Source organism: Pseudanabaena minima str. Chao 2107, from assembly GCF_051131155.1.
GTDB lineage: Bacteria > Cyanobacteriota > Cyanobacteriia > Pseudanabaenales > Pseudanabaenaceae > Pseudanabaena > Pseudanabaena minima.
Map to the genome: position 1 here is coordinate 2,355,618 of NZ_CP159508.1, position 16,375 is coordinate 2,371,992.

Annotated in this window: 18 protein-coding genes, 1 pseudogene and 1 riboswitch; of the genes and pseudogenes, 11 read left to right on the plus strand and 8 right to left on the minus strand. The window is 40.6% G+C overall.

Features of this window, described 5'->3' with window-relative positions:
* Positions 1-5: 5 nt before the first annotated feature.
* The 4 genes and pseudogenes from ABM313_RS10660 to ABM313_RS10675 all read right to left on the minus strand — a co-directional run bounded on the left by ABM313_RS10660 (position 6) and on the right by ABM313_RS10675 (position 2,160).
* On the minus strand, positions 6-179 hold the full coding sequence (locus ABM313_RS10660; protein ID WP_434687845.1) for a hypothetical protein: 174 nt from the start codon (positions 177-179) through the stop codon (positions 6-8).
* 58 nt (positions 180-237) lie between these two features.
* The gene (locus tag ABM313_RS10665; RefSeq protein ID WP_434687846.1) at positions 238-576 is read right to left on the minus strand and encodes a DUF29 family protein; all 339 of its coding nucleotides are present in this window, start codon (positions 574-576) and stop codon (positions 238-240) included.
* Positions 536-1,953 (minus strand): annotated as a pseudogene (gene tnpC, locus ABM313_RS10670) (IS66 family transposase). Before tnpC ends, ABM313_RS10665 begins: the two are co-directional and overlap by 41 nt.
* 30 nt (positions 1,954-1,983) lie before the next feature.
* Positions 1,984-2,160, minus strand: a complete 177-nt coding sequence (locus ABM313_RS10675; protein ID WP_434687848.1) for a DUF29 family protein — start codon at positions 2,158-2,160, stop codon at positions 1,984-1,986.
* 57 nt (positions 2,161-2,217) lie between these two features.
* Here ABM313_RS10675 and ABM313_RS10680 point away from each other — a divergent pair, with 57 nt between their 5' ends.
* From ABM313_RS10680 to ABM313_RS10690, 3 genes are all read left to right on the plus strand, one after another.
* Entirely contained in the window at positions 2,218-2,478 is a 261-nt protein-coding gene (locus tag ABM313_RS10680; RefSeq protein ID WP_434687850.1) for a hypothetical protein, read from the plus strand.
* A 111-nt stretch (positions 2,479-2,589) separates the two neighbouring features.
* A complete protein-coding gene (locus ABM313_RS10685) occupies positions 2,590-3,717 on the plus strand; it encodes an AAA family ATPase (RefSeq protein ID WP_434687852.1) in 1,128 nt (375 codons plus the stop codon).
* A complete protein-coding gene (locus tag ABM313_RS10690; RefSeq protein ID WP_434687854.1) occupies positions 3,714-4,463 on the plus strand; it encodes a DUF4435 domain-containing protein in 750 nt (249 codons plus the stop codon). Before ABM313_RS10685 ends, ABM313_RS10690 begins: the two co-directional genes overlap by 4 nt.
* 44 nt (positions 4,464-4,507) lie before the next feature.
* Here the strand turns inward: ABM313_RS10690 and ABM313_RS10695 are convergent, their stop codons facing one another.
* Positions 4,508-5,125, minus strand: coding sequence for a Uma2 family endonuclease (locus ABM313_RS10695; protein ID WP_434687856.1), 618 nt, complete (start codon positions 5,123-5,125; stop codon positions 4,508-4,510).
* 200 nt (positions 5,126-5,325) lie between these two features.
* Between ABM313_RS10695 and lpdA the strand changes: the two genes are divergently transcribed.
* The 4 genes from lpdA (at position 5,326) to ABM313_RS10715 (ending at position 8,072) form a co-directional block, all read left to right on the plus strand.
* Positions 5,326-6,729 (plus strand): dihydrolipoyl dehydrogenase, encoded by a 1,404-nt coding sequence (gene lpdA / locus ABM313_RS10700; RefSeq protein WP_434687857.1) that lies wholly within the window; start codon positions 5,326-5,328, stop codon positions 6,727-6,729.
* 97 nt (positions 6,730-6,826) lie between these two features.
* The gene (locus ABM313_RS10705) at positions 6,827-7,282 is read left to right on the plus strand and encodes a hypothetical protein (protein ID WP_434687859.1); all 456 of its coding nucleotides are present in this window, start codon (positions 6,827-6,829) and stop codon (positions 7,280-7,282) included.
* A gap of 30 nt (positions 7,283-7,312) precedes the next feature.
* Positions 7,313-7,651 (plus strand): hypothetical protein, encoded by a 339-nt coding sequence (locus tag ABM313_RS10710; RefSeq protein ID WP_434687861.1) that lies wholly within the window; start codon positions 7,313-7,315, stop codon positions 7,649-7,651.
* A gap of 82 nt (positions 7,652-7,733) precedes the next feature.
* A complete protein-coding gene (locus ABM313_RS10715; RefSeq protein ID WP_434687862.1) occupies positions 7,734-8,072 on the plus strand; it encodes a PadR family transcriptional regulator in 339 nt (112 codons plus the stop codon).
* Between the two features lie 44 nt (positions 8,073-8,116).
* Here the strand turns inward: ABM313_RS10715 and ABM313_RS10720 are convergent, their stop codons facing one another.
* Both ABM313_RS10720 and ABM313_RS10725 read right to left on the minus strand, forming a co-directional pair.
* Complete coding sequence (locus tag ABM313_RS10720; protein WP_434685516.1) at positions 8,117-8,290, minus strand: hypothetical protein; 174 nt, start codon at positions 8,288-8,290, stop codon at positions 8,117-8,119.
* A gap of 468 nt (positions 8,291-8,758) precedes the next feature.
* Positions 8,759-10,396, minus strand: coding sequence for a cation:proton antiporter domain-containing protein (locus tag ABM313_RS10725; protein ID WP_434687864.1), 1,638 nt, complete (start codon positions 10,394-10,396; stop codon positions 8,759-8,761).
* 92 nt (positions 10,397-10,488) lie between these two features.
* Positions 10,489-10,577, minus strand: a riboswitch (Fluoride riboswitch).
* Positions 10,578-11,062: 485 nt separating this feature from the next.
* On the opposite strand from ABM313_RS10725, the gene ABM313_RS10730 reads away from it, so the two are divergent.
* Positions 11,063-11,956, plus strand: coding sequence for a bestrophin family protein (locus tag ABM313_RS10730; RefSeq protein ID WP_434687866.1), 894 nt, complete (start codon positions 11,063-11,065; stop codon positions 11,954-11,956).
* 59 nt (positions 11,957-12,015) lie between these two features.
* Here the strand turns inward: ABM313_RS10730 and ABM313_RS10735 are convergent, their stop codons facing one another.
* A complete protein-coding gene (locus tag ABM313_RS10735) occupies positions 12,016-12,912 on the minus strand; it encodes an alpha/beta fold hydrolase (protein WP_434687867.1) in 897 nt (298 codons plus the stop codon).
* Between the two features lie 226 nt (positions 12,913-13,138).
* Here ABM313_RS10735 and ABM313_RS10740 point away from each other — a divergent pair, with 226 nt between their 5' ends.
* The 3 genes from ABM313_RS10740 to ABM313_RS10750 all read left to right on the plus strand — a co-directional run bounded on the left by ABM313_RS10740 (position 13,139) and on the right by ABM313_RS10750 (position 16,375).
* Positions 13,139-13,888 (plus strand): phycobilisome rod-core linker polypeptide, encoded by a 750-nt coding sequence (locus tag ABM313_RS10740; RefSeq protein ID WP_434687869.1) that lies wholly within the window; start codon positions 13,139-13,141, stop codon positions 13,886-13,888.
* A gap of 153 nt (positions 13,889-14,041) precedes the next feature.
* A complete protein-coding gene (locus ABM313_RS10745) occupies positions 14,042-14,563 on the plus strand; it encodes a phycobiliprotein lyase (RefSeq protein ID WP_434687871.1) in 522 nt (173 codons plus the stop codon).
* Positions 14,564-15,301: 738 nt separating this feature from the next.
* Positions 15,302-16,375 carry a hypothetical protein gene (locus ABM313_RS10750; RefSeq protein ID WP_434687872.1) on the plus strand — a complete coding sequence of 358 codons (1,074 nt, stop codon included), beginning with the start codon at positions 15,302-15,304 and terminating at the stop codon, positions 16,373-16,375.

Genomic DNA, 16,375 nt, shown 5'->3' on the forward strand with positions numbered 1-16,375 from the left:
TATTTCTAAAAAAGTAGGAGCAGTTCATGAACTGCTCCTGCTTTTTTTGTAGGTAGTGCTAAATAGGTAAAGATGGGCGGCACTTCGCGCCGCCCATCTTTACCATAGTAAATTCGTAATGCATCAGGTAGTTGCTTTAAGCTTTTTTCGATATTTTGAAAAGTTTTTGTTGGTAGCATAGTTATTTTTGACTTGATTTGATTGAATTCAAGCTACTTTTTCAATAATGTAAGACAGTTATTTCCAAAATCTTTTATTCAAAATTGTCTCAATATCTCGCTCAAATTCCCATGTTTCGGGGAAATTTGTATCTGGATAATCGGCAGTCAAATCATAGAGCGCAGATGAGTAGTTAAAGTCAAATCTTCCATCCCAATTTTCTTTTAAGCTAGGAGCATCTCTAAAAATAAGCTCAATACCGCATCGATAAAAGCTGATGTCGCTTAGCCATCTCTCAAACTGATTTGGTAAGGGGACGTATAGCCGTTTGAGCATATTTACAAGTAAGTTTTTCAGCTTGTCATCTAGTAAGAATTCAGGTAAGAATAGGGATGAGAGAGATGGAAGAAGGATCAATTAAAGCTTGACGGAAAAAATCAATGACAGATTTACCTTGAGCTTTACAAGTTTGAATAACCGTCAATAAAGCGGCGGTATTGCGAAAACCATCCATAGAACGGGAGCCACCACAAACTTTGCGTTTGGTAACAGCAAGTCTGAGATTACGCTCGGCACGATTATTGTCAGGAGGGACATGAGGATTTTCAAGGAAATACCACCATTGAGCCGATTTCTTCTTGAGGGACTTTAATAAATTACCTGCGGCATAGCCAACTTTGGGCATCCAATCCGAGATAGCTTGGCTGACTCGTTTTTTAAAATCAATCGCCCAGTTAAAATATGGTCGAGTATCACGATTTTTTTGCCAAGTCGCATGATGTTCAAATGCTTCATCAATCAGCCTAATGAATATACGCCCAATTTCTTGTTGAGATTTAAGGGTTAATTTAAGTAGTGCTTTAAAGTGTCGTCTTAGGTGAGCCAGACATTTCTGTTGTCGCTCAACGGCGTAACCGTTATACACACTATAGTCGTCACTACACAATACGCCATCATAGCTTTCTCCCAACATTGACTCTAGTTCGGCACGACTACGAGTATCTGCACCACGATATAGCGCATAACCTTCACCACTGAATGACCATAGCCATTCTTTTACGCCTTTGACGAGCCACGGTGTTTCATCGACTTGAACTTGGGGTTGGTCTTTAATCCAATCTGCTAGCTCTTCCACTTTTGCTTCAATACTGTCTGCTACTCGCTCATTGGTGGCGGCGATGGTTCCTAGTCCGATTTCGACTAGTCCCATCTCTTTTAGCATTCTTGCTGTTTTTTATAACTCATATGTCCATAATTCCCTAACCATACCAACATCCCTTGTAGGCTTGCTTCTAGGTCTTGTTCGCCAATCACATCTTTAGGCAATTCTCCCCACACCACTGCGCCACAGTGCTTACATTGACATTCCTGTTGCTGATATTCAACGATTTCAATTGGTTGTTCTACCAATCTTGCTGTTTGTCTGATGCTGACTCCTATCTCTGTCCATGCTTGTCCTCCGCAATTTGGACAGCCTTCGGGCGAGAGCGTCTCAAAGCGATCTACTCGATTAAATCCTTTTCTCGTTTTTCCTTTATGTCCGAATTGTCCTCCTACTTTTTTCTTACCCTCCTCTTCTGCTATTTCTTCGACTTTTTTCTCTGACCGTTTTAATAGGTCGCTTGATGGCGGTTTTGATGAGTCTTTGCTACTTCTGTTGTTGACTGCTTTTAGGCTCTCTATTTCTTCATATATTTGCTGTGCCCATTCTTGTTGGCGCACGATTACTTCTACCAGTTCTCCTACTGGCATGTTTTCTAGTGCTTCTCGTTCATATTGTGGTGGTTCTTTCATCCCTTTACTTTAACCACTTTGACTCTTTTGTCAATTTCTTACCTGATTCTTTACGTCATCTAAATCTCTTTTGAGAATAAAGATTAAGCTTTCAAATTCTTCAATCAGGTTGTCTAAGTCCAGATTTTCAAAGTCTTTGGCTTTAAGCTTGGCGACATTTTCCTGAACCCAAAGTATATAATCTTCATCAAATAAAGACTGATTCATTCTAATCTTTGCCTGTAAAATCAGGTGAGTATACTAGGAAAATCCGCAACTGTTACTATGTTATCTCCCGCACTAGAATCAGTGAAGGATGATTGGAATTTTCTTGAGGTTTGGATCGATCCAATGCAGTCGCCGCCTTATCTGCTAATGCTAATGGGCGATCGCATGGGTGTATGTCGTGTTTGTGATCCTATTGAGAACTATAAGGTTGTTTTAACTAGTCAAAGCTATGAAGAAGCGCAATTATGGTTATTAGAAGATGAGTTTGAGCCAATTAACGGAAGGCTTTCTCTTTCTGAAGTTTTAAGAGGGTCTTAATTACCTATTTTTTAATCCTATAAAATCAAGTGATGATCGCTTTCTTTGCCATCAAAATATCAGCATTAAACTTCTTGTATAATTAAGACTGATTGCAACTAGCAAAATAATATGAAACTTAAAAGAGTCATTATCAAAAGCCTAAACAATAAAGTTGATTGTAATCGGTATTTTCACGATGACATAAATATTGTCACAGGCATCAATGGCTGTGGAAAAACAACATTCTTAAAAATAATTTGGTATGCAATTTCAGGAAATATCGAGCGTCTTATATCTGACATAAGTTTTGAATCATTTTACTTAGAAACTAATCATTTTTGTTTGTCACTATTCAATATAGATGGTTGTATTCAATGGCAACATATCTCAAATGAAATCAAACAAAATGGTTTTATTAATTTAGGTGAATATAATTCAGCAGATGAGATCGGAGTATTAAAATCTTTAATCATAAAAGATAGAACATCATCTTTGTTCTTTCCGACTTTTAGAAGAATTGAAGGGACATATTTAAAGACAATAGCAAATATTCGCAGTATGGGGATGACAGAAAGAATTCTTTCAGATATTTTGGACAAGCCGATAGATGCATTTAGTATAAAAATACAAGATGATTTTGAAAAATTATCAAATAATATGTCAGCTGCTGAGCATAAATTTATATGTTCTATATCAACTCATGATCTTGGCTATTTACTCCGCTTACACCATGCCAAGACAACTGAAAAAATTGATGAATATTCTCTTGCATTAAATAAATCATTAATTAGTAAGCTGGAAAATATAAAATCTGGCATTGAAGATAGTAAAGATGAATCGTTAGCTATTGTTAGTAAACTACAGCGAGAAGTGGCAGATGTTGACAATAAGCGAGATGAACTTCTTCAACCTTTTAAAGTACTATCTGAATTAGTTACTAAAGTTATGCACTATAAAGGTGTCAAACTTGATGATTTCACTATTGGAGACTCAAATAATGCTATTGATTCCAGATTGCTTTCGTCTGGCGAACAACAAATGCTTAGCTTTCTTTGCTATAACGCATTTTATGAGAACTCAATAATATTTATTGATGAGCCTGAGTTAAGTTTACATCCAGACTGGCAACGTAGATTATTCCCTAACTTGATGAAACAACAATCAAGTAATCAGTTTATTGTGGCTACACATTCTCCAATGATTTACTCTAAATACTCAGACAAGGAAATTATACTTTCATCGGAGAAAGGTGAATGAGTAAAGGAAAGTATCTTTCTGAAGATGAAATTGTAGATCTATTAAGAAAAACATCACTTCCAACAATTTTAGTTGAAGGTAAAGATGAGCTAGCGGTTTATACTAGATATTTAGAAAGCAAAATTAATATTGAGGATGTTGATGTATTGCCTTGCCAAGGAAGAGTTACACTGCTTAATATCTTTGACAGGAGAGCAGAGTTTAAACATAAGAAAGTTGTCTTTGTCGCAGATAGAGATATGTGGTTTTTCGTTGGCATTCCTCAAGAGAAAAGATATGAGGAATATATTGTCTTTACGGATGGATATTCATTAGAAAATGATCTTTACATAGAATCGCTATTTAGTCAGCTATTAGATAAAAAAGAAACAATTGATTTTTATAAATTAATTAAAGAACTTTCGATTTGGTTTGCTTTTGAAGTTAATCGATATATACAAACTGGATATTCACAATGTGATTCTGATTTACAAAAAATATGTCCAAATAATGTTATAGATAGTAAATTCAAACAAAAAATAAATTTTGTTGATCCACCACAAGAACTCATAGATAAAATTTACAATGACTACACTAGAGCTTTGCGTGGGAAAAATTTATTTCAAGCTCTATTAAAGTTCCTTACCACTCAAAAACATTCTAATTTAGGACGCGAAAATCTTCTGGAATTGGGAGCAAGATTTAATAATCCACGCATAGAATTACTTGTTAGTAAAATTGTTCAGAAGTTTCAAGAGTACAGTTAACCATTTAATGCTTGCTTGTATCCTATAAAGCATAGTTTCACATCCTAGCCATTCAAAACTTGTCCAGCCGTTAAGTTCAAATTTGGAAATGTTGGCGAAGCGATCGCATCATTACTACGAAACAAATTAATTTCATACTCCCCATCTACCAACGTACAAACAGAAAGAGTAGGTTGTTTTGGTTTACCAATATGTCGAATCCCACCCAAACCTAAATAATCGGCAATCCAATATTCAGGAATACCTAAAGCCGCGTAATCCTCAACCTTACGCGCATAATCATTTTGCCAATTACCACTCACAACTTCTGCAACAAACTTAATTGAGCTACCCCTTGTAATGATCGATTGTTCTTGCCAGAGAGATTCTTTCGCAACTTCCGTCCGATCTACAACCATCACATCAGGACGAAAAGCCGTCATACTTGTGCTAGCGGGACGAAACAATCCCCTTTGCAACACAAACCAAGGCAAACCTAATTGATCAATCTGCACACAGATTTTTGCTGTGATCAAAGCCGCAACTTCCTCATGCTGCCCCGTTGGTTCTAAGTCGAATATTTCTCCATCAATCAATTCATAGCGATTATCACCACCATAACGGGCGATAAACTCATCTAGGCTGACAGGTTGATGCTGTACTTGTGCGATCGCAAGGGTCATAGCTCATCTAGCCCCAATTAGTATTTTCAGCTTACCAAATTTTAGAATAACCTAAGAGATGAGTGGCGGCGCTTCGCGCCGCCACTCATCTCTTAGGTTTTGATTTTCCTGTGCATTGCTATAGTAGCTAACACTGACTAGCTAACACGATGTCCAAACGATGCAAAAATAGTAGATCGATTCTACTGGAGAAAGATTAGGTGTCGGACAAATTTGATTACGATTTGATCATTATTGGTGCTGGCGTTGGTGGACATGGCGCAGCCCTCCATGCCGTTGCCTGTGGCTTAAAAACAGCGATCGTCGAAGATGGCGTAATGGGCGGAACCTGCGTTAATCGTGGCTGTATCCCCTCCAAAGCACTACTTGCTGCTTCAGGACGGGTGCGCGAAATGCGGGCAAAGTCTCACCTAAAGGCATTAGGCATTGATGTGGGTGAAGTAAATTTCGATCGCGGGGCGATCGCTAGTCATGCCGATAACTTAGTACTGAAATTGCGCGGCGACTTGACCAATAGCCTCAAACGACTAGGCGTAGATATTTTGGAAGGTCGTGGTCGTGTGGCAGGTGTACAAAAAGTTAGCGTTGGCGATAAGACTTACACCGCCAAAGATATTATTCTCGCCACTGGTTCCGAGCCATTCGTCCCTCGCGGTATTCAAATCGATGGCAAAACTGTTTACACCAGCGATCAGGCTGTGCGTCTAGAAACCTTGCCTCAATGGGTCGCAATTATCGGTAGCGGTTACATCGGATTAGAATTTGCTGATGTTTACACAGCACTAGGCTCAGAAGTGACGATGATCGAAGCCTTAGATGTCTTAATGCCCGGCTTCGATCCTGATATTGCCAAGATTGCCGAGCGTGTACTTCTCAAACCTCGCGATATCGAAACTAGAACAGGTGTATTTGCCACCAAGATTACCGCAGGTTCTCCCGTCAAAATTGAACTAACTGATGCGAAGACTAAGAAGGTAGTGGAAGTTCTGGAAGTAGATGCTTGCTTGGTTGCTACAGGACGGATTCCGCTTACGAAGGATCTTGGTTTAGAAAGCGTGGGTATTGCGCCGAATCAACGAGGATTCATTGATGTGGATGACACGATGGCAACTTCCGTTCCCCATCTTTGGGCAATCGGCGATGCGACGGGCAAGATGATGTTGGCTCATGCAGCTTCGGCTCAGGGCATTGTCGCTGTGGAAAATATGTGTGGTCGTGCGACTACGGTTGATTATCAAAGCATCCCTGCGGCAGCATTCACCCATCCTGAAGTTAGCTTTGTCGGCTTGACTGAACCACAGGCTAAGGAGAAGGGTGCAGCAGAAGGCTTTAAGGTGGCTACCGCCAAGTCTTACTTTAAGGGTAATTCCAAGGCGATCGCCGAGGGAGAAACTGAAGGTTTAGCGAAGATTGTTTACCGCGAAGATACGGGTGAACTCTTGGGCGTGCATATCATCGGTATCCATGCTTCGGACTTGATTCATGAAGCATCAGCAGCCATCCGCGATCGCCAAACGGTACAGAAGTTAGCGACGGTGGTTCACGCGCACCCCACGCTCAGCGAAGTCTTGGATGAAGCTTACAAACGCGCCGCTCATATCTAAATTAAGAAAGCACTCCGATAGGGGTGCTTTTTTGTTGAATCTTGAGGTTAAGAAGCTCATGGAATGCAACATAGTCTAAAGTGAAAATCACCAAAAAATGACAATTAAAGGGAAACCTGAAGTTATCTTTATCGTGTTTTTAAGTGTTTGGGGTTCAGCTTGTATGACTCCATTATTGTCTTTCCCTTTTATTGCTTATGAAAGTCTCTATTCTATTGGGACAAAGACTCTAACCTGTGAGCATAATGTATCCAAAAAAGTTGTTTGTAAACAAACTTCCGATCACTTATTAGGATATGCCAAGCCTGAAGGAACAACATGGCAAAATGTTACTAAAGCTGATTTTCATTTGGTCGCCACTAAAAAATGGCGTGAAGAAAAAAGGATTACTTTAAAAACTAATGACAAAGAGGTAAACATATTTAGCGATCGCATGTCTCCTTACCTGAATATTGAGTCTGTGGAGCTAGCCTCATGGGTAGAAAAATTCAATAAATTTGTTGTTTCTGGTGATGGAAAAATCGAATTAACTTATCCTGCCAATCAACAATAATGGCAGGTTGTATTACTACCGTGTTTACTTTTGTTATTTCCTGCGATCGGAATATTTCTAGCCTATCTACTATTGCAATGGCATTGTTTAACTTTTGACCATGACAAACAATCTTTGATTTGGGAAGTACAAACAATTTTTGGTAAGCAGAATTATCAATTTTTACTAGCAGATATTCAAGAAATTAAAATTACTAAGGTGAGGGGATGTAGAGGCGGAATTTTCTACTATATTAAAATCTATATTTCTAGCAGAAAAAGTCCTATACCTTTAGTTTTTAGTTCCATTACAAATGCTCAAAGTACGGCTCAAAGTTTAGGTCGGTTTTTAAGGATTAATGTTCAAGATCTGACCGATCGATGGAGCTAGAGCTTGTGAGGTAGCTCTAAAATATATAGACTATATATCTAATTAATATATAATCAGTTATAGATTGTATGTATATTAGGTTATGGCACGCAAAAAGTCTGATGATCCCTTAGATCTTACGCCCACCGAGGAGATGGTGCTATATGCTGTACGCGATCGCGAGCGTTATGGTCTAGAAATTATCGATGCGATCGCGAAGGCGAGTAATGGTAAACGTAAAATCGGTTTTAGTTCGCTATATCCGACGCTGAAGAAACTTGAGGAAAAGGGTTTTGTAACTTCCCGTTGGGGTGATGAAACTCCAGAAGAATTAACTGGCGCAAGGCGGCGTTATTATGTGATTGCTGGTGAGGGTAGTCGCGCTCTTGATGAAAGAGAGGTGTTTTTGACAGGTCTAACTTCTGTAACAGCAATGGGATAGGCGTAACTATGAAGCGAAAGACAGAAGCACAGAAAAAATTCCGCTCATGTAGGGAAATAGGTGGAAGGAGGAAACAGAAGACGACGCAGGAAGTCAAAATCAATCCAACGCAGATTGTATGACCACTCAAACATGGCTACATACAGATACAAATACTTCTTGTGAATACCGCGAAAGGGACGCAGAAAATTGCGTAAACCAACCCAAATGCCCTCCATAGTATTGCAATGAACCTCACAAAAACCATCTTGATCGTCATCGCGGGCATACTCGCGCTGAGAGTGACAAAATGACTTCCTGATAAGTCTGTCCCTGTAAAAATGTGAAACACTTTCCCACATTCCCGACACTTGTATTTGACGATTGGTGCGCGTTGGCGATCGTGTGGCGCTTGTCCTGCTGGTATTGCGTGTCCACTTGGACAATGCAATCCCTTCGGATGCAGGATCTTTAATAACCATTCATAGCACGCTTGTTCATCTAACAATTCGGTCAGGGGAAATTTGTTCATGGCATCTCTGGCGATTCTTGAAAATTACTTCCTCCTATTTTGCCATTTCACCTGCTTCCCCAGATGAGCGTACAGATTAACACCAAAGCAAAAAATAGCTACGCCATTTTTTGCTTTTAAAACCCTTACTGGGTTTGGTTTTCAATTCACAAAAGTGTCGTCACATTTTTGTGAACTAGTTCTGCATAGATTGCTCAGAGCGTGATTCCACTAAAATGACAGGGATAAGACTTGTTTCTATAACTGCTTGAGAAACGGAACCCACTAGAACCTGTTCCAAAGGTTGATGTCCTCGCTTGCCAATTACAATATCCGTTACTTTACGAGATTCAGCCACCCGAACAATCTCTTCGGGAACTGTACCTGACAGGCTTAAAAACTCATAGCGAATATCTGATAAGAGCTTCTGTGATTTTCCTTGCAAAAGCGCGATCGCCTGTTGATCGCCAAGGTTATCCACATACAAAACAATCACCTCACCATCACTACGCCTTGCTAAATCTGCGGTTTTAGTTAAAACATCTGTTGATAGGGGCGACTCATCGACAGCAGCAAGGAAAACTGGACAGCCCAAAATTGCTACTTTGGTGGGATCGACTTCACCTCGTTCTAGAAGTTTGGGGGCAAAGGTAGGAATCGCCCATGCCCCTAAAGGAGCAGTGACTAAAATCGAAAGAGCGGCGATCGCTAAAATTGTCTCACCACCAGCAAGCCCTTGAGCCAAAGGAATCGCCCCAATAGCAGCCTGTACTGTCGCCTTAGCTGAGTTGGCTGGCAATAAAAACAATTGCTCTTTCCATGTCCAATTACTCCCCACAGTAGACAAATACCAACCAAGCGATCGCCCGACCAAAGTTCCAATTCCTAATATCAACAGCCCTACTAGCAGATTATTACCTAAAACATTTAGTTGAATACTTGCTCCTAGTAGCACAAATAAAATTATTTCGGCGATCGTCCATAAACTATCAAAGCCGCTCCGTAGTCTGCGAGCTAGAGGTGCATCTAGTTCTATTAAGAAAAATCCCATCGCCATCACCGCCAAATAGCCAGAGAAAACAGGAAGATGGTCGGCTAGTACTACCAACCAGAGAGCGATACTTGCGGAAACTAAAGAATCTTGAACAGCATTTTGAGTCCAATTTTGCTTGATTAATAGCGATATTAGTATTTGAGCTGAAGCCCATCCCATTAGTACGCCTAATGTAATTTGGACGACGACTTGAAATGGAAGCAATTGCCAAGGGGCTAGGGTAATCCCTAGTAATGTGATACCCGTTGCTGTGCTTTGGGATAGAAATGTGAGCAATAGACTAAACACCAGCAATAGCATCACATCTGACAAGGCACTACCTGTGAGAATGGCATCGGGAATCCCTTTAGTGACTCCCCAACCCAAGCTTTTCAGTCGTAGCATCGCGGGTACAATGACAGCAGGAGATTCTGCGCCGATAATGCAGCCTAGTAATAGCCCCGTTAAAAAATCAAACTGAAGTAACCACATGGATGCAAAGGCGATCGCGATCGCTTCACAAGCAGCAGGTAAAAATCCCAGTCTTAAGGCTACCGTTCCTTGTTGAGCTAATTTTTCACGATCAAGTCCTAGCCCTGCTTTCATCAAAATCACCATCACAGCGATCGTGCGGAGGGACTTAGCCGCACCTAGCACTTCGGAACTAATTACATTGCCTACTTGCGTTCCTAAAAGAACGCCCACCACTATCATGCCAACAAGGGCAGGGATTTGCAGCCGTCGAGCGATCTGCCCGACCAAGAAACCCATCACCAAAATCCAAATAATACTTTCTAACATCGCGTCACGTTAATTTTGAAATGTAGAACGTGACTTGTAGAGGAAAGATTGATCTAGGCATCCGCGCAGTCCTACCCTTCCGCCACAAGTCGGAATAAGTAGGAGCCATCAGCCTTTTAAACGTTACAAAAACAATCGATAACGCAAAGCGGTTTCGGCAAGCTCCATTGCCATCTCTATTTTTATACCATTGAGTGAGACAAAAATGTAGAGGCAATTCATGAATTGCTTTTCAAAAGAACCCTGATATTCGCTATGATTCCCGCTTTGTTCTAAATTTGCAAATAGTTTTTATCCCAAACCACAAAATAGCTACGCCATTTTGTAGTTTTAAAACCCTCACTGGGTTTGTTTTTTATTTCACAAAAGTGTTGCCACACTTTCGTGAAATGGTATTACTTGCTCAGACAAAGACAGGGATATTAACCTATAATTTCAAAGCTTTCTTGCATATATAGTAATCCTAAATAGGTTGTGAGAGTGCGCCCCGAAGGGGCGCACTCTCACAAAACTCAAAATCCCACAAGTGAATTAGGAGCGTTATAGCAATCCTAATTCATTTGTGAGAGTAAATAGTTTGGGATAATGTGCCACGAGTGGCACATTATCCCAAACTATTTAGGGTTGATATAGCTGTAGCAATACAATCCTAGATCTCGATCTCTAATGAAAAAAAAGGATAGTTGGTTTCATATTGCCCTACGTTGGAAAGGCTCGGTAGTTCCAGAAGTCTTGCCGCGATCGCTATTATGTGGATTGTTTGGGGTTGTAATTTATATTCTTCATCTCTTAAACATCAAAGTTTCTCTACCAATTTTAGGTAGTATTATTCCTAATATCGTACTAGGTTTATTGCTCGTGTTCCGTACCAATACAGCCTATGAACGTTTTTGGGAAGGACGTAAAGCATGGGGAACTCTCGTAAATACAGTACGAAACCTATCGCGACAAATTTTAGTAGCAATTTCAGAGCATCAACCAAGAGATCGCCAAGCTAAAGTTGCGGCAGTTAAGCTATTACCAGCTTTTGCGATCGCCTTAAAACTACATTTGCGATCGGAACCAGTTAACGCTGAACTCGAAGCCAACCTCTCTTCAGAACAATTTCATCGCCTCAAGACGATGAATCATCCACCCCTTGAAATTGCCTTTTGGATTAGTAGCTATCTTCAAGAACAAGCTCAACAAGACAAGCTTGATCGCTATCAGCTTAGTGATATGGTTCAACTTTTAAACTACATGATTGATGTTGCAGGCATTTGTGAACGTATTCTTAGAACCCCAATTCCTCTTGCTTATTCTATCCATTTAAAGCAATTATTGATGCTCCACTCTTTGTCACTTCCCTTCCAAATGGTTGATCAACTAGAATGGATGACTGGACCAATCGTCGCTCTAATTAGTTTTACTCTCTTAGGAATTGAAGAAATTGGTATTCAAATTGAAGATCCCTTTGGTCATGATGCCAATGATTTACCACTAGATAATATCTGTAATAGCATGATGCGAAATATTGAAGATTTACTGTTGGTTAGCAATGATAAGGAGTCGGCAATCTAACAAGTAATCAATTTGTGATGGCACTGCAAAGCAGCGCCATCACAAATTGATTACTTGGTTTACGAAACCTTTAGCAAAATATCATTGATTATCGCTGGCACTTCATCCTGTGGACAATGCCCGGCATTGGGAATGTCAATAAATTCCTTGACGCAATCAAATCTTGTAAAAGACTTACGTCCCAATTCTATCGGCTCCCAAGGATCGCGATCGCCCCACAGCACGATTGCCTCACAGGGTAAAATCGCCAGCAAATCTTCAGGTCGTGGTCCCTGTGAATAACGCACAAAAGCCATAAACACATCAACAGCATTGGGATTTTGAGCAGGCTTGATTAAGATTTCAATTAACTCATCGGTAATAGCACTGCGATCTACATAGGCTTGTGACAAAATTTGTTTTACCGATCGCGGTTGGCGTACTTGATCAAAAAACAACTTGGCGATCGCCCGGTTACCCAAGATATTTTGAACAGTCTTTACGCCTAAGCGCTTCAACCAAGGCATAGATAATTGATTTTGTTCTTGTAATAGCCGTAATGAACAATTAATTAAGACTGTTTTGGCAATCATCTCAGGCGCATAGATCGCCGCTTGCATCGCCACCACTGCACCGATCGAATTACCCACCAATATGGCGCGATCGCCCACCACCTCACGCACAAAATCAGCAACCTGATGCCCCCAAGTCTCAAAGGTATAGGGCAAATCACTCGGTTTTGGCTGTGCAGAAGATCCAAAACCTATTAAATCGATCGCATAAACTCTAAATTTTTGGGCTAGAACTGGCACATTTTTGCGCCAATGCCCCACCGAAGCACCAAACCCATGAATCAGGACAATCGCAGGCTTATCTTTTTCTAATCCTTGATTCTCTAGTCCCTCAGCACAATAACCAATCTCATAGCCTCGCCATGTCCAAAAGCGATCAGCAAACTTACGGTAATCAAAAAACATGACAACAACTTAATTTATGGGCTAGAAAGAGGTAATACAAGGTTTCGTCTTCTTTCTGAAAAGTAAACTTATGTGAAGCAATTAGAACTAGCTAATTTCGCCTATCCTATCATTGACTAGAGATTAGCCTCTCGTAATTATATTTAGCTTATTTAGCCCCAAACTCATTGTATGTTTGGGAATAGGTATTTTTATAACTTTTCGATAACATTTTGGAGATTTAAACGTGGCTCTTCCTTTGTTGAATTACGCTCCAGCATCGCAAAATTCTCGCGTCGCTGGTTTTACAGTCGGTAGTGACAACACACCTCGCATTTATAACACTGCAAACTTGCTCTCTAGCAGTGATCTAGATGAGTTGATTGAAGCTGCATATCGTCAAATTTTCTTCCATGCTTTTGCAACTGATCGCGAAGTTGCTCTAGAGTCGCAATTGCGTTCTGGCAATATCTCGGTCAGACAGTTTGTGCGTGGACTAGTACTCTCCAAGACTTATAGAAGCAGTTTTTATGACAAAAACAGCAACTATCGTTTTGTAGAGCAAACTGTACAGCGTGTTCTTGGTCGTGATGTTTATAGCGAAAAAGAAAAAATTGCTTGGTCAATCGTAGTTGCGACCAAAGGTATTGAAGGCTTTATTGATGCATTGCTCAACAGCGACGAGTATCTTGAAGCTTTTGGCGATGACATCCTGCCTTACCAACGTCGTCGGGTTCTACCTAGCCAAAGAATTGGTGAAGTGCCTTTCAACCTCAAGTCTCCTCGCTACGATGCATACCATCGTGCACAGTTGGGCTTCCCTCAACTTATTTGGCAAAATACTGTCCGCAGCTATGTGGTTACCGACAGAGCACCAAAAACAGGCGATCCAGCCTTGTTCTTGAATATGGCTCGTAGCATTTCGGCTACTCCTTCTACCTCAACCCCTGTATCTGCTCAAAACCTTGACTACGAACGTTTAGTTCCTCGTCGCTAAATCTCAACTTAAAGAGCAAATTATAAAACGTCTTACTCTTTAAAACCCAGAAAGCAAAGGGGGCGCTAAGCGCCCCCTTTGCTTTGACTACAAATTACTATAAAATTTGTTGGTCTCCATAAGTCTTGTTTTTATTTTTCACTATTTTCACAAATGGATATTCATCAATTTCTCGAACTCTTTGTCGGTCGTTGGCGATCGCAACGCAGCGATCATCAATTTAGTAAGGGAAATGGTAGTGATACTCGTTCTGTGATTGAGATTACCGCCTTAAATGTTGATGATCCAGACTTAGTTGCAATTTGCCAGAAATACGACATTGCTCCCAATACTGTCATGCATCCGATGAAGATGTCGTGGGAAGAAGAATCTCTAAGCAGTAATAAACCCAAAGGTCATGCTTTAATTGTGCCTGTACCTAATGATTTCGCGTCGCCACAGAAAGGCTTGATTTTGACCAAACAAGGGAAGGGGGTATATGAGCTTGGTGCAGACGAAGCTCTAACAATCAATACAGTGACTGCCAACAATGTGATCGAAGAGCGCATTTGGTATGGAAATCCTAACTTAAGATTTCGTGTGGCAACTTTGTTAAAAGGTGATCCTTCTAGCGATCGCCGAGTCCAATCTTCCAAGTTTTATTCAGAAATCCGCAGTATTCCACCAAAGGCATAAAGTATAGTCGTCAAGCTAGAGATAGAGTTGTGTACTTTGCATCACAACTCTATCTCTAGCTTGATGCAGATACGTTACTGAGAGCCGCATTTATAGCTGTCGCTATTCTAAATAGTGTGAAACTGCGCTTTGCGTCGCCTCACACTATTTAGTTTTTGATTTGTACTGATAAAGGTGGCTATAGCTAAAATTTATGTCTTTAAGAAATGAGATATTAATGTCCAGACCTCTAAGCCGATAAAACCTGCTAACAAGACAAAAACTGCAATATTTAAACCAGCTTTAATTTTTTCCATATGCTTTTTATGGGCTCTGTAAATAAATTTAAAACGAACAATGCTTAGCCCCGCCCATCTTAATCTATTCCAGTATGTCGTATAGCATTTTTTGCTTAACTCCAAGCGAAAACGCATAACCTTTAAGCACCTGTGCAAAATAAATTGCCAAAACCCGTAGAGTTGCGCCTCTGCGGGGCGCAACTCTACGGGTTTTGGTTTGTAATTAATTATGCCTAGCTACTTACTGTGATTGTTTTTTGTTTTGCAGATGAGTACTGCTCATTTACAAAACGCTATATCCTGTCATATTTTGGTGAATTAGGTGCTTAAATAAACCAAATAATTTTGACTAGAAAAATCATCCCTTTATTCTAGTTGAGTTAAACTTAACCGTTATTACATTCAAGTGTGAGGATGTACTGCTGTGAATTTGGTCAAAAGGTTTAGTATTCTCGGCTCTGTGGCAATCGCATCTTTGACGATCTCCCAAGCCGCCTCGGCACGTTTTGTGATTTTTGTTGCAGGTAATGACGCTGCAACATTACAGAGAGTTCGCACCGTCTCCCCAACTGCTTTTGCAACCAAGATCAACGATCAACCTGTAGTCCAAGCAGGTACGTTTAATTCTGAAACTAGTGCTGATAGCCTCGCAATCGCCTTGCAACAATCGGGACTGTCTGCTCAAAAGTATTTTAGAGCTTCAGGCGGAAAGGAAAGTAATGTTCAAGTTCCTTTCCCAGAAACCACAGCCTCCTCAGTAGTCTCTTTGCCTAGCCCTCAACAAGTTGTCATTCAACCAAGTTCCACTGTTCAACCAGTAAGCTTTCAGGTAGATTCTCAACCCCAAGTTTTTAGCTCTGTGCCTCAGCAGGCGATCGCCTATAACCAAAACCAATACCAGCAGATCACAACTAATACTGTCGTTCCTCAAGTACAAACCCAACAGGTACTCGTACCCCGTTGGCAACAGGTATTAGTTCCAGAAACTCGCCAAGTTGTAACCCAGACAGTTGTACCCCAAACCCAAATTGTCCAAACAGGCTATGTGCAATCAGGTTATGTGCAACCAACTGCTTACGCTCAATCAACATCCTCATACGTACAACCAACTGTACAAGCAACAGGTTATACACAAACAACTGGTTATGTGCAGCCACAGACAGGATTTATTCCTACGTCATCAGCAACGGTAGTTCCCACAACCTATGACAACTCTATTGTCACAGCTAATAATAACTTTGCAGTGCAACCTCAGCCAATCTCTGCCTATAGTACAAGTGCAACTACTAGCGAGCCACAGTTACCTCAAGCAGCTCAAAATCCTAACTTTCGTTATGTTGCGGCAGTACCTGCTCTCACCAGTAATCAGTTCTTACTAGCGAGAGTCCGCCAATATATCCCTAATGCTTTTTTCTCTAATTCTGGGCGTGGTACATATATTCATGCAGGTGCTTACCAAAGTCGCGATTCAGCAGAAGCGGTATCTCGCTATCTGCGATCGCAAGGTGTTGACTCACGAGTTCTTTACTTCTAA